This window comes from Rothia endophytica, assembly GCF_928381505.1.
GTDB classification, from domain to species: Bacteria; Actinomycetota; Actinomycetes; order Actinomycetales; family Micrococcaceae; genus Rothia; species Rothia endophytica_A.
The window spans coordinates 157,330-171,111 of sequence record NZ_CAKMSJ010000005.1; the positions used below are offsets into that span (position 1 = coordinate 157,330).

Annotated in this window: 11 protein-coding genes; 10 read left to right on the forward strand and 1 reads right to left on the reverse strand. The window is 59.4% G+C overall.

Annotated elements, in window-relative coordinates; genetic code table 11:
- Positions 1-7: 7 nt before the first annotated feature.
- From efeB to L6990_RS07945, 7 genes are all read left to right on the forward strand, one after another.
- Entirely contained in the window at positions 8-1,279 is a 1,272-nt protein-coding gene (gene efeB / locus L6990_RS07915; RefSeq protein WP_237203568.1) for an iron uptake transporter deferrochelatase/peroxidase subunit, read from the forward strand.
- A gap of 228 nt (positions 1,280-1,507) precedes the next feature.
- On the forward strand, positions 1,508-2,440 hold the full coding sequence (locus tag L6990_RS07920; RefSeq protein WP_237203569.1) for a TrmH family RNA methyltransferase: 933 nt from the start codon (positions 1,508-1,510) through the stop codon (positions 2,438-2,440).
- Between the two features lie 23 nt (positions 2,441-2,463).
- Positions 2,464-2,886, forward strand: coding sequence for a (deoxy)nucleoside triphosphate pyrophosphohydrolase (locus L6990_RS07925; RefSeq protein WP_237203570.1), 423 nt, complete (start codon positions 2,464-2,466; stop codon positions 2,884-2,886).
- 334 nt (positions 2,887-3,220) lie between these two features.
- Positions 3,221-4,351, forward strand: coding sequence for a VIT1/CCC1 transporter family protein (locus L6990_RS07930; RefSeq protein WP_237203571.1), 1,131 nt, complete (start codon positions 3,221-3,223; stop codon positions 4,349-4,351).
- A 272-nt stretch (positions 4,352-4,623) separates the two neighbouring features.
- The gene (gene pheS / locus L6990_RS07935) at positions 4,624-5,751 is read left to right on the forward strand and encodes a phenylalanine--tRNA ligase subunit alpha (RefSeq protein WP_237203572.1); all 1,128 of its coding nucleotides are present in this window, start codon (positions 4,624-4,626) and stop codon (positions 5,749-5,751) included.
- Between the two features lie 4 nt (positions 5,752-5,755).
- Positions 5,756-8,305, forward strand: coding sequence for a phenylalanine--tRNA ligase subunit beta (gene pheT / locus L6990_RS07940; RefSeq protein WP_237203573.1), 2,550 nt, complete (start codon positions 5,756-5,758; stop codon positions 8,303-8,305).
- Between the two features lie 212 nt (positions 8,306-8,517).
- Positions 8,518-9,189 carry a hypothetical protein gene (locus L6990_RS07945; protein ID WP_237203574.1) on the forward strand — a complete coding sequence of 224 codons (672 nt, stop codon included), beginning with the start codon at positions 8,518-8,520 and terminating at the stop codon, positions 9,187-9,189.
- Between the two features lie 105 nt (positions 9,190-9,294).
- Here L6990_RS07945 and L6990_RS07950 read toward each other — a convergent pair whose 3' ends face one another.
- Positions 9,295-10,272 carry a quinone oxidoreductase family protein gene (locus L6990_RS07950; protein ID WP_237203575.1) on the reverse strand — a complete coding sequence of 326 codons (978 nt, stop codon included), beginning with the start codon at positions 10,270-10,272 and terminating at the stop codon, positions 9,295-9,297.
- 202 nt (positions 10,273-10,474) lie between these two features.
- On the opposite strand from L6990_RS07950, the gene argC reads away from it, so the two are divergent.
- The 3 genes from argC to argB are packed head-to-tail and all read left to right on the forward strand — an operon-like array spanning position 10,475 to position 13,772.
- Positions 10,475-11,521: an N-acetyl-gamma-glutamyl-phosphate reductase gene (gene argC / locus L6990_RS07955; RefSeq protein ID WP_237203576.1), complete on the forward strand. Its 1,047-nt coding sequence runs from the start codon at positions 10,475-10,477 to the stop codon at positions 11,519-11,521.
- A complete protein-coding gene (gene argJ / locus L6990_RS07960) occupies positions 11,518-12,732 on the forward strand; it encodes a bifunctional glutamate N-acetyltransferase/amino-acid acetyltransferase ArgJ (protein ID WP_237203577.1) in 1,215 nt (404 codons plus the stop codon). Before argC ends, argJ begins: the two co-directional genes overlap by 4 nt.
- 29 nt (positions 12,733-12,761) lie before the next feature.
- Entirely contained in the window at positions 12,762-13,772 is a 1,011-nt protein-coding gene (argB, locus tag L6990_RS07965) for an acetylglutamate kinase (protein WP_237203578.1), read from the forward strand.
- Positions 13,773-13,782 lie beyond the last annotated feature (10 nt).

Sequence of the window (13,782 nt, forward strand, 5' to 3'; positions counted from 1 at the left end):
AGGAACCATGATGAAAGATTCTGACTATCTTCCGGGTCTGAGCCGACGCACAGCTCTGCTGGGTGGGTTGGGCTTAGCCACAGCCGTGGGCGCTGTAGCATGCGGCGCTACAGAAGAAAGCGCAGAACAGGCGCCTACTGACTCCCATGAATTTTTTGGGCAACACCAGAGCGGCATCGTTACTCCGGTGCAGGATCGCTTACATTTCGTGGCTCTAACCGTCACCACTGAATCCCGCGAAGAGTTGCAAGAACTCTTAAGGGACTGGACGGTAGCAGCCCGTCAGCTGATGGCAGGTGAACCGGTGGGTGAGGAGAGGCCGCTGAATGCTCCGCCCGATGATACGGGTGAAGCTATGGATCTCAGCGCCTCCCATCTGACGCTTACCTTTGGGCTGGGGCGTTCGCTTTTTATTGACGCAGATGGTGTCGCCCGCTTTGGGCTCGAGGGTCAGTTACCTCCAGCACTGGAGGATATCCCCAAGATGAGCGGGGATATGCTCGAGGCGGCACGTAGCGGAGGGGATTTATGCATCCAGGCCTGTGCCGATGATCCGCAGGTGGCGGTGCACGCCGTACGCAACCTGGTAAGAATCGCAGCCGGGCGGGCCGCAGTAGCTTGGAGCCAGCTAGGCTTTGGCAGAACATCCTCAACTTCTACCGCGCAGGTGACCCCGCGTAACCTCTTTGGCTTCAAAGACGGCACCGCCAACCTGAAGGTTGAAGAGGAGGAACTGCTGAAACAACATGTGTGGGCAACGCCCCAGACATCGGAGGGTAACCCCGCCTGGATGCAGGGTGGTTCCTACTGCGCCACCCGCCGCATCCGTATGCTGATTGAGCCTTGGGACCGAGCACCTCTGCGGGAGCAAGAAGACATTATTGGGCGTACCAAGCGTGAAGGCGCACCGCTCTCGGGTGGTGGTGAATTTGATGCCCCAGACTTCGCCATGAAGGGTAGAAACGGCCCCATCATCCCCGCCAATTCTCATGTGCACCTCATGCACCCTGACCAGAACGGGGGAGTGCAGATGCTACGCCGCGGCTTCAACTACACCGATGGTAGCGATGGGCTAGGGCATCTGGACGCTGGGCTCTTCTTCATCGCCTATGTGTGCGACCCTCGCACTCACTTTGTTCCAATGCTGCGCACCATGATGAAATCTGATGCTCTTAGTGAGTACTTGCGCCACACTGGTAGCGCGGTCTTTGCCATCCCGCCGGGCGTCAAAGACGAGAAAGACTATCTGGCATCGGGGCTATTCGAGGAGGAAAACTAACGGTTGCTCGAAGGAGGGGTATATCCGCCAGCTGACCCTCTTAGGGGCTGGCGCGGGGCGCTCGCCCGTAATTCACGCCAGCCCCGACCAGCTGGCAGATATACCCCCTCCTCCTCACCTGTAGTTAGCTCGCCCATTACACCCCTCAGCCTTCTACCAGCGCCAGGTCTTTGCGCTCTTGCCCACACCTGGCTGCTTGGCTGCGGTGGCCGTGAGACAATGGAGGCTATGGATTTTTTTGAGCGTCTTGCTACCCCCGTCATTATGAACAACCCCTTCGCTGATCGTGTGAAGGATGTGGCCAAGCTAGCTAACCGTAGCGGTCGCGCCAAGAGCGGTCAGTTCCTTGTTGAGGGGCCGCAGGCGGTGCGCGAGGCGCTGCTGGCTCACCAGAAGAAGCCCCTGCTGGATGCGGTCTACATTACTGAGAAAGCTTTTGACCGCCATGAGGATCTGGTTGAGCTGCTGGAGGAAGTGCACGGTAGCCCCACCCCCGAGCCGGGGCGCAAGGTCTTTATGCGTATGGTGACCGACGAGGTTCTGGCGGCGATGGCTGAAGCGGTGACCCCGCAGGGTATTGTTGCTGTTGCTTTCCAGCAGGAAATTTCTCCGGCTGATATCTGGGGTGAGGGCGCTATCAACCCCAAGCTGGTTGCTGTGCTGACCCGTGTGCAGGACCCTGGCAACGCGGGCACCATCGTGCGCGCGGCTGACGCTGCCGGTGCTGACCTGATTATCACCACCAAGGGAACCGTTGACCTTTACAACCCCAAGGCTGTGCGCTCCACCGCCGGCTCTCTCTTCCACCTGCCTTTGTTGCAGGGCATCGATCTAGAAGATTTTGCCGAGGACGCCAAGGGCCAGGGCATTGGTGTGCTGGCTGCTGACGGATACGGGCGAGTTAGCCTTGATGACCTGCAGGACGCCGCTTTTGCGGCCCGCGCTGGTGTTGAGCCGCGCAAGAAGGTCAAATACGACCTTGCGGCACCCACCATGTGGCTGTTCGGTAATGAAGCTCAGGGCCTTAACGATGAAGAGAAAGCTGCCGCCTCGTTGCGAGTGGCGGTGCCCATCCACGGTGCTGCTGAGTCTCTGAATGTGGGTATGGCTGCTGGCGTTTGTCTCTACGCTTCGGCGCTGGCTCAAAACCGCAAGCAGTAAACTCAGAGGGTAGGGCTAGTTCTATGACTGACACGGTTTACCCTGTTCAGGTGGTGGGTGCTGCACTGGTTGATTCGCTGCAGAACCCCACCCGTATACTGCTGGGGCAACGGTCTGCGCCGCCTGCTCTGGCTGGTCTTTGGGAATTCCCCGGCGGGAAGGTTGAATCGCAAGAGAGTTGCCAGGACGCACTGAAACGTGAGCTGGTCGAAGAGTTAGGCGTAGAGATTGCCCCGGGCCGCGAAATCAGCGGCCCGCACCCGCAGGGGTGGCCTCTGAACGAGAAGGCTGCCATGCGCGTCTGGCTGGCTGAAATAACCGACGGCCAACCGGCTACGCTTCAGGATCACCTGGCTCTGGAATGGTTCCCACTTGATTCTGATCTCCCCAAGGTTGCCTGGATTCCGGCTAATCTGCCCATCATCAGAGCATTGCTGGGCCTCTAAACGCTATCACCCAGCACCGCTGAAGACTGTGCCCCTGGCCTCATCTGAGACCGGGGGCTTTGCCTTACTTGCATCATCAACTACTATGGTGAAGAAACGAAGGGGAGTAGCTCCCACACTGGCACCTTGCAGGTGCCCAAGCGGTGTATCGACATACTGGTTGCTTTTCAAACCCGGTGCACCACCTGCTGTATCACCCCAGATGCCGGCAGGCGAGCAAGACCTTCGGCAGACGACTTTCACCCCAGTGACGTGGGTAGCCGCTGCCGGAGTGTGTGCCCACATAACGGTAGGGTCTACCGGCACCATCACTGACTGAACAGACAGCGAGCTTATGCCCAGTACCCCGCACCCAGACCAGCTTCACCACGCTGCCATTAACCCCACTCCCGCTCAAATTCGCAGGTGGCGCCGCTACTTGGCAGAAGAGATCTCTGAAGCCCAGGTTTACACAGCTCTGGCAAAACTTTCCTCAGGCCACGAGGCAGAAATCTTGCAGTCAGTGGCTGACGCTGAAAAGCGGCACCAGGACCACTGGCGGGCCCTTCTGGGGGAGCACGCCCATCCCGAGCCGCGTCCGTCCGCTTCTGCCAAACTCCTTGAACTGCTTGCCAAAAACTTCGGTACCGTTTTCGTTCTCGCTCTTGCCCAGCGTGCAGAGGGGCGCTCACCCTACAGTGAGGATCCGGACGCCACCGAAGCGATGGCGGCCGATGAAGCGATCCACGAAGAAATTATTCGAGCGCTCTCAACCAGCGGACGCGAAAAACTGTCGGGTAACTTCCGCGCCGCCGTCTTTGGCGCTAATGATGGGCTGGTCTCTAACGTAGCTCTCATTATGGGTATCGGTGCATCGGGTGTCTCTAGCTCGATGATCCTACTCTCCGGTATCGCAGGTTTGCTGGCAGGTGCGCTCTCCATGGCGGCCGGTGAATTCGTGTCGGTGCGCTCGCAGCGCGAACTGTTGGACGCTTCCCGACCCACCCAGGTGACCCTGTCGGTAGCCAAGGATCTTGATATTGATCAGAATGAACTGGTACTCATTTACAAGGCACGCGGCATGAGTGAGGAAGCCGCCCAGCACCGTGCCATGGAACGTTTTGGGCACTTTGACTGTGACTGCGACCCATCGCTGTCTTTCAAGGATGTTATTGAGGGAGAAGAACAAGAAGAAGAACACGGTGCTCTCGGCTCAGATATCGGTGCTTCAGCCTCAAGCTTCGCCTTCTTCGCGTCCGGTGCCCTGGTGCCGATTCTGCCCTACATCTTTGGGGCCAGTGGCACCTTCGCTATGGTGCTCTCTCTAGTGCTAGTCGGTATCGCCCTCATGATTACCGGCGGTGTAGTGGGACTGCTCTCTGGTGCCTCACCGATGAAGAGGGGTCTACGCCAGCTGGCGATTGGGTACGGTGCAGCGCTAGCAACCTACCTGCTGGGGCTCCTCTTTGGTGCGACGGTTGGTTAGGTAACCTGGTGAAGTATGTGGGAGTCAGTGTTGTTTCTTTAGCGTCTGTCATGCGATGCTTGAAGTAAGAGGTATGCCTCGACCAGCTGATGACAAAGCGCACTGGCTATGTTCACTAAGACCTAAACCCACTCACCTTAGCGTCCCGTTGCTATCAGCGGGGCGCTTCTTTATGTCGCACGCCCAAAGTGCACTAAAATAGTGGATTGATGCCCTGGGCGCCTGGCGATAAGCCCTGCGCCCGCCAACCACACACGTGAAGAGATGGGTCTATGACTAATTCTTTGCCCGAGGTGCCCGAAAACCCCACTGGCTTTCAGGTACTGGCTAATATTCGCACCATTCTTGAGCAAGACCCCGAGACGGGCCTAAAAACTGTACAGCAGGCTTTTGCCTCGGAGCTGGAACGAGCGCTTGCTGCCATTAGCGGGCAAGCAAACGACTTTGAGGCCCTCAAGCGTATTCGCCTTGAATTCATCGGCGACAAGGGTGGTTTCACCCTCGCCAATAAGCAGATGCGAGATCTGGCCAAAGAGCACAAAGCTGAGGTTGGTAAGCTCATGGGCCAGGCTCGTGGGCGCTTAGCTAAGGCGCTAGAGACCCGCAACGCTGAGCTTGAAGAAGAGCGCGCTGCTCGCATTCTCGTGGAAGAGGCAGTGGACGTCACTGCTCACACCCCGCGCCGTCGCGTGGGTGGCCGCCACCCTATCAACGTCCTGCAAGAGCAGATGTGTGACATCTTCGTTGGCATGGGCTGGGAAGTCGCCGATGGCCCCGAGCTGGAATCAGAGTGGTACAACTTTGACTCCCTCAACTTCCCGCCGGACCACCCCGCCCGCGAACTGCAGGACACCTTCTTCGTGGAGCCGGTCAGCTCACACCTGATGTTGCGTACCCACACCTCACCGGTGCAGATGCGCTCGCTGCTGACTCGCGATGTGCCTCTCTATATTGTTTGCCCTGGCAAGGTCTACCGCACTGACGAGCTGGATGCCACCCACACCCCGGTCTTCCACCAGATCGAGGGTCTGGCAGTCGACAAGAGCCTTACCATGGCTGACCTCAAGGGCACCCTGGAACACATGGCACGCGCCATGTTCGGCGACGATGCCAAGATCCGTCTGCGCCCCAACTTCTTCCCCTTTACCGAACCTTCCGCTGAGCTGGACGTCTGGCACCCGGACGCCAAGGGCGGCCCCCGCTGGATTGAATGGGGCGGCTGTGGCATGGTCAACCCCAACGTCCTGCGGGCAGCAGGCCTGGACCCCGATGTCTACTCCGGCTTCGCCTTCGGCATGGGCATCGAACGTACCCTCATGTTCCGCAACGGCGTTCAAGACATGCGCGACATGATCGAAGGCGACATCCGTTTCTCACAGCAGTTCAAGATGGAGATCTAACCCAATGCGAATTCCCCTTTCCTGGCTGCGTGAATACGCGCCCGTCCCGGCAGACGCAACCGCCGAAGATGTCATGGCAACCCTGGTTAAGGTTGGCCTTGAAGAAGAAGACGTCCACCGCCCCACCGACGAGCTCACCGGCCCCATCGTGGTCGGCCAGGTGCTCTCGATGGAACCTGAAACCCACTCCAACGGTAAGACCGTGAACTGGTGCCAGGTGCGCGTGGTTCCCGAAGGTCAGACCCAGACTCTGACTGGCAAGGGCATTGAAGAATCTGGCGTGCAGGGCATTATCTGCGGTGCCCACAACTTCAAGCCCAGCGACAAGGTCGTCGTAACCCTACCCGGCGCCGTCCTGCCCGGTGGTTTTGCTATCACCGCCCGCAAGACCTACGGCCACAAGTCCGCTGGCATGATTGCCTCCGTGCGCGAGCTCGGTATTGGCGATGACCACGACGGCATCCTGGTGCTCTCCACCCTGGGCCTTGACCCAGAACTTGGCTCGGACGCCATGGAACTGCTGGGTCTCTACGATCAGGCAGCAGAAGTCAACGTCACCCCCGACCGCGGCTACGGCTTCTCCATTCGCGGTATCGCCCGCGAGTACTGCCATGCGACCGGTGAGACCTTTGATGACTTCGTGCTTGATCTGGCTGCCAAGGCACCTGCGGCTAACGCTAATGGTCTGCCCGTCGCCCTCACTGACTCTGCCCCCATCCATGGCAAGGACGGCTGCACCCGCTTTGTGACCCGCAAGGTCTCTGGCGTCAACGCAGCAGCCCCCGTGCCCACCTGGATGTCATCACGCCTGCGCCTGGCGGGAGTCCGCTCCATCTCACTACCGGTTGATATTTCCAACTACGTGATGCTCGAAACCGGCCAGCCCTTGCACTTCTACGATGCAGACAAGCTGGACGGTGGTATCACCGTACGCCGTGCCGAGGCTGGGGAGAAGCTCACAACCCTGGATGAAAAGGTACGCGAGCTCCACACCGAGGACCTGCTGATTACCGACGTGTCAGGCCCCATTGGTCTTGCCGGCGTCATGGGTGGAGCCAACACGGAAGTGAGCGATGCGACCACCAGCATCATTATCGAAGCTGCCCGCTTTGATGAGGTCTCGATTGCCCGTACCTCCCGCCGTCACAAGCTCTCATCTGATGCCTCCAAGCGTTTTGAGCGTGGTGTTGACCCCCAACTCCAGTCAGCAGCCGCCCAGCGAGCCGTCGACCTGCTAGTCGAGCTGGCCGGTGCCACAGTGGAAGAAGGCGTGACCGATACCGGCTCTACCTTCAAACCCACCGTCATTGACCTGCCTGCAGACTACACCGCAGACCGCATCGGCATTGACTACACCGAAGCTCAGATTACTGACTCCTTGGAGCAGATCGGCGCCACAGTAGAGCGCACCGAGACGGGCTACCGCGTCACCGCGCCGTCCTGGCGCCCTGACCTGACCGACAAGGAGCACCTCACCGAGGAGATCGCGCGCCTGGTCGGTTACGACCTGATCCCCTCAACCCTGCCCGTGGCACCCCCCGGCAAGGGCCTGAGCACAGAGCAGCTCCTGCGCCGCCGTGCCCTTAACGTGCTGGCAGCGTCGGGCTTGACCGAGGTATCGGCTTACCCCTTTGTTTCTGAGGATGACAACAACCTCTGGGCTAGCCCCGTTGCTGGTGAAACCGTAGAATCGATACGACTGGCTAACCCCATTGCTTCCCAGCAGGGCTGGATGCGCCGTTCGCTACTCCCCGGGCTAACCGAGGTACTGAAGCGCAACCTGTCCCGCGGCTTCAAGAACCTGGCGATCTACGAAACAGGGCATGTCTTCATCCCCGGCGCGCAACACGGTTCAGCTCAGATCCCCGGTCTGGGTGTGCGCCCCTCGGACGAGGTACTGGCTGACCTCAACGCAGGCATCCCCGCACAGCCCCGCCATATTGCAGGTCTTTTCTGCGGCCTGGAGCACGAAGAAACCCCCGGCACTGTTCCCAACCCGCTGGACTGGCGTGATGCCCTTGACTCTGCCACCTTGGTTGCAGATGTTATCGGTGTGAGGCTGGAAGTTGCCAAGGGCGAACACCAGGCCTTCCATCCTGGCCGTACCGCAGCCCTGGCCTTAGCCGATGGCACCGTCATCGGCTACGCCGGTGAACTGCACCCCAAGCTCCTTGCTGAACTGGATATGCCCGAGCGTACTGCCGCTTTCGAGCTCAACTTCTCAGCACTGCTGGACAGCCGCGGCGGCCCCACCATCGCCACCGGTATCTTCGGCTACCCGGCCACCAACCAGGACGTCGCGCTGATCGTTGACGCTGACGTCCCGGCAAAGGCAGTTGCCACGGCCCTGGCTGAGGGCGCAGGGGAGCTGCTCGAAGACGTCCGCGTTTTTGACGACTACCGCGGCGCTGGCATCGACGAGGGTAAGAAGTCCCTGGCCTTCGCCCTGCGCTTCCGTGCAACCGACCGTACGCTGACGGCAGATGAGGCAAGCGAGGCACGCTCGGCCGGTGTAGCTGTCGCCGCAGAGCGATTCGGCGCTGTCCAGCGCTAAGGCCTAGCTCAAGCGTTACTTGCTGCACCCGGCTTCTGCCCGCCTACCCAAGGCGGGCAGAAGCCGGGTGCTCATCACTTCTCCACCCACAAAAGTGTAGAAGAAAGTTTTAGCGCACCCCGCGCCCGGGTTGCCGCCCCTCTTTGCGCTCAAGTAGTCTTGAAAGACCACCTGGCCAACCGAGTAAACACTTATCCAACGAAAGCGACACAGTGAGCCAACAGCGCGAACCAGAAAACAATGACAACCTACAGGGAGAAGACCTCCTTGCCGGTGAGCGCTCAGACGGGTTCTTTGGCCTCAACGATGAAGATGAGCTTGAGGAAACTCGCGGCCCCATCCTACCCAAGCTCATTGCAGCGGGGCTCATGCTACTGGTGTCGCTGATTGCCCTGCTCCTGCTTGTTAGCGGCGTACGCACCTACAGCGAAGCCCGCGAAAATGAGGGCTACGAAAACAAGTCCTGGGTTATCCAAGGCACCCTTGAAGATCTCACCAGGGACCTGCAGGGCGATAACAACGTGGGTATCTACGCGGGAGCCCTTCCCGATGATGAAGCCATGACCGATAAGACCTTTGTCTCTGATGTAGCGGATTCAGTTTCAGTTGGCCCCAACCAGGGCGTTAAGTTCCGGGGCTCCCAGACCGGGCGCGTCAAGAGCGACTTCCCCGAACAGGTCGATGCACTACTTGTTGAAAATGCTGAGGGTAATCTCACGGTCGCTCGCACCGGTGAAACCGGCACCCTGGTGCCCGTTACCGAAAGTACTGTAGATTCCCAGAAAACTAACGCCATGCTCAAACTGGGCGGCGCCATCCTGGTCTTTGGCGCCGGAGTAGTCGGCACCTTCTTCATGATCCGCAAGAAAAAAGAAGAACTCTAAGACTGACGAGAAGACAAGGGGCGCTCGTTTCACAGAAGAAACGAGCGCCCCTTTCCATGTTCCCACCCCGAGCCGTTCAAAAGGTTACATCCGTTTAGCCAAGAGCTAGGGGAGGAGGAGTACCTTGCCGCGGGTCTTCCGAGCCTCTAGATAGGTGTGAGCTTCCGCTGCCTGCTCAAGGGGGAAGGTCTGGTCCACGGTCAGCTGCAGGTCACCAGTTTCAATTGCGTCAAAGAGCTCACCCATGCGCCAGCTAATTTCCTGGCGGTCCTGGGAGTAGTGTGCCAGGGTGGGGCGGGTGACAAAGAGAGAGCCTAGCTCGTTGAGCTTTTGCAGATCAAAGGGTGCTACCTGGCCGGATGCCCCACCAAAGAGCGCCGCCATGCCGCGGGTTTTCAGCACGGTCAGTGACTTTTCAAAGGTATCTTTACCCACGCCATCGTAGACGACATCCAGACCGGCGCCATCGGTAAGGTCTTTAACATTTTCTGCAAAACCTTCATAGCGCAGAACATGGTCGGCTCCGTGGGCTGCCGCAATTTCAGCTTTCTCATCGGAGGAGACCGTGGTGAAAACCGTGGCTCCACGAGCCTTGAGCAACTGAATGGCGATGCCGCCCACCCCACCTGCACCGGCGTGAATAAGGACGTTATGCCCCGGCTCCACCCGGAACGTGGAGTTGATGAGGTAGTGAGCCGTCATACCCTGGAGGGGTAGGGCTGCGGCGTCCTCCCAGCTGATGCTTTCGGGTACCGGAACAGCGAGCTCTTGGTCCACTAGAAAATATTCAGCATAGGTAGCGGTTGCGTTGGCAGTAGCCAGCCGGTTGCCAACCGAAAAATGAGTGACCTCAGAACCTACCGCCACCACTTCACCGGCAGCTTCAGTACCGGGAACAAAAGGAAGCTGTACCGGGTAGACGCCGGCACGCTGGTAGGTCTCAATGAAGTTAACGCCCACCGCGGCAGTCTTCACCAGCACCTGGGTAGGGCTGGGAGTAGGTAGGGGGAGCTGGGCTGCAACCAGAACGTCAGGCGCTCCGGTTGCTTCAAGGTGTACTGCGGTCATTGTGGTATCAGTCATGGTTTAAGCCTACTCCCAATTCTAAGTTTTCGGTTTTAACGGCTAGTTGTCAGTACTGGGCTTGGGCTAGGGTGGGTATGCGCTGGCCGGCCGGCCAGCACATACCCACCCTGGCCCGCCTCTGACTGAGCTAAAGCGTCCGCATCACGAAACAATCTGTATAAATATTTACTGCGTTGCAAAAAAATGCAAAGATGGTGTCATGACGATTACAGTAGCTGTTTCTGGTGCTACCGGCTATGCCGGTGGCGAGGTCCTGCGTTTGCTGGCAACCCACCCTCACGTGGAGGTTAAGACGGTTGCCGCTCATTCTTCGGCTGGGCAGAAGTTGGGGGCTCTTGCCCCTCACCTGCGAAAGTACTCAGACCTGACGATTGTTGATACCACCGCTGAGGCTCTGTCTGGGCACGATGTTGTTTTCCTCGCCTTGCCGCATGGTGCCAGCGCCGCGGTTGCCGCCCAGCTACCTGAAGGCACTCTGGTGATTGATGCCGGTGCCGACCACCGCTTAGATGACGCGGAGGCTTGGCAGAAGTTTTACGGCACCGACCACGCAGGTACCTGGCCTTATGGTTTGCCAGAGTTACCGACGTCTGCAGGGCCAAAACAACGGGAGCAGCTTGAGGGCGTAAGCCGTATTGCTGTGCCTGGCTGCTACCCCACGTCCTCCATTCTTGCTCTGGCTCCCGGTTTTTCTGCAGGCCTTTTAGAGCCTCAGGACGTCGTTATCGTGGCTGCGTCCGGCACCAGCGGGGCCGGTAAGAGTCTGAAGTCTCACCTGCTCTCGGCTGAGGTCATGGGCTCCATGAGCCCCTACGGCGTAGGCGGGGCGCACCGCCATACCCCTGAGATTGAAGAGAAACTTTCGGCAGCAGCGGGGGAGCGGGTGCAGATTTCCTTCACGCCCACTCTTGCCCCCATGCCGCGCGGCATCCTGGCTACCTGTACAGCTCGGGTCAAGCCGGGTGTGACCGAAGCCCAACTGCGGGACGCCTGGGCTAAGGCCTATGAGGGTGAGCGCTTTGTGCACCTGCTCCCTGAGGGGCAGTGGCCCAGCACCAAGAGCGTGCAGGGCTCTAACCACGTTGAAATGCAACTGGCCTTCGACGAGCACGCTGGGCGAGTTATCGTCACCAGCGTCATCGATAATCTGACCAAGGGCACCGCCGGTGGTGCCATTCAATCCATGAATATTGCTTTGGGTCTGCGTGAAGAGCTGGGCTTGGAGCAGGAAGGGCTGGCACCGTGACCGATCTAAAGCACCACATTGAGGGCATCGAAAGCAAGGGGGTTACCTACCCTGCCGGCTTCAGAGCTGCCGGTGTAGCCGCCGGGATTTCCAGTGTCGCTGGTAAGCGAGATGTAGCGCTGGTGGTTAATGAGGGGGCTCAGAAGAACGCCGCCGCAGTTTTCACCACCAATAAGTTCGCTGCAGCGCCCGTGCTCTGGAGCCAGCAGGTTATCACTGATGGGCGGGCGGACGCGGTTCTTCTCAACTCGGGCGGGGCTAACGCCTGCACCGGTTCACCCGGTTTTCAAGACACCCACGTCAGTGCTGAGCAAGTTGCAGAGGTCCTGGGCGTTTCAGCCGGGGACGTGCTGGTCTGTTCCACCGGCATGATTGGTCAGCGCCTACCCATGGATAAGTTGGGCGCCGGTATTGGCGAAGCCGTGGCTTCGCTGGGTGCCGGTGCGGCGTCCTGCCAGGAGTCAGCCCAGGCGATTATGACCACCGATACCGTGCACAAGCTGGCTGGCCAGGAGCTAACGGCGGCTGATGGAACGTACCGCATTGGCGGTATGGCCAAGGGCGCCGGCATGCTGGCACCCGGGTTGGCTACCATGCTGGTGGTTCTGACCACCGATGCTGCCCTCACCAGCCAGCAGCTTGATACCGCGCTACGCGAGGCCGTCCGCTTGAGCTTCAACCGGGCTGACTCCGATGGCTGTATGTCCACCAACGATACCGTGGCGCTACTGGCATCCGGGGAATCTGGTGTTACCCCCGATCTGCAAGACTTTACCGAGGCACTGACCGCTATCTGCCAGGATCTTGCCCTTCAGTTGATTGGCGACGCCGAGGGAGCCAGCCACGATATCCACGTGCGCACCCTGGGGGCAGCTACCGAAGCTGAGGCTGAGGAAGTCTCCCGCGCGGTTTCCCGCTCCAACCTTTTTAAGACGGCGATTTTTGGCAACGACCCTAACTGGGGCCGCATCCTCTCTGAGGTGGGCACCACCAGTGCCACCTTTGAGCCCGAAAACGTCAATGTCACCATCAACGGCGTGATGGTCTGCCGTGCCGGTGGCATAGGTGAAGACCGTTCCCTGGTCGATTTGGCCGCTGACCGCAGGGTCACCGTAGACATCGATCTGGGGGCAGGGGAGCACCAGGCAACCATCTGGACCAACGACCTAACCCACGACTACGTCCACGAAAACAGCGCCTACTCCAGTTAAGAACCCCGCTCACGGCCAAGAAAGAAGACATGGCACAGCAGAACAACGCCGCCGCCCGCTTTGATACGGCGCAGGAAAAAGCTAAAACCCTGACCGAAGCCCTGCCCTGGATCCAGCAGTTCCGCGGCAAGATTATGGTCTTCAAATACGGCGGCAACGCCATGATTTCTGAGGATCTGCGCGCTGCTTTCGCTGAGGACATGGTTTTCTTACGCACTATCGGTATTTGCCCGGTAGTAGTGCACGGTGGTGGGCCGCAGATTACCGCCATGCTGGGCAAGCTGGGCATTGAGAGCGAGTTCCGGGGCGGTCTGCGCTACACCACTCCTGAGGCAATGGACGTGGTGCGCATGGTACTGACCGGCCAGGTGGCTCGCGAGTTGGTAAGCTACATCAACGGTCACGGCCCCTATGCTGTTGCGATGAGCGGTGAGGACGGCGGGCTGTTGCGCGCTCGACGCATCACAGCCCAGGTTGATGGGGTTGAGACAGACCTGGGGCTGGTAGGTGAAGTGGTAGGGGTAAATACCACCGCTATTACCTCCATGATTGAAGCCGGAAAAATCCCGGTGATTTCATCGATTGCCCCCGAGGTTCACGACCGCGAAAAGCACCCGGACCATGACCACGGTCTGGCCGGTCTCACCGGTGAAATCCTCAACGTTAACGCTGATACCGCCGCTGCCGCCGTCGCCGCTGCGCTCGGTGCTGAGAAGCTGGTGGTACTGACCGATGTTGAGGGGCTTTACGCCCACTGGCCTGACCGTAGCTCTCTGATTAGCTCCCTTACTGTCAGTGAACTTCGGGAGATGATGCCCAGCCTTGTGTCTGGCATGATTCCCAAGATGGGTGCCTGCCTACAGGCGGTAGAACAGGGGGTGCCGCGCGCTTCCATCGTAGATGGACGCCTGCCGCACTCGCCCCTGCTTGAGATTTTTACAGATACTGGCATCGGCACCCAGCTGACCCCGGACGGCCTGACTGAGGGCGCCTGGAAGCACCCAGAAGCTGACTACCGGGTAGAACCGGTGACCTACTAGAGCCTGAAGA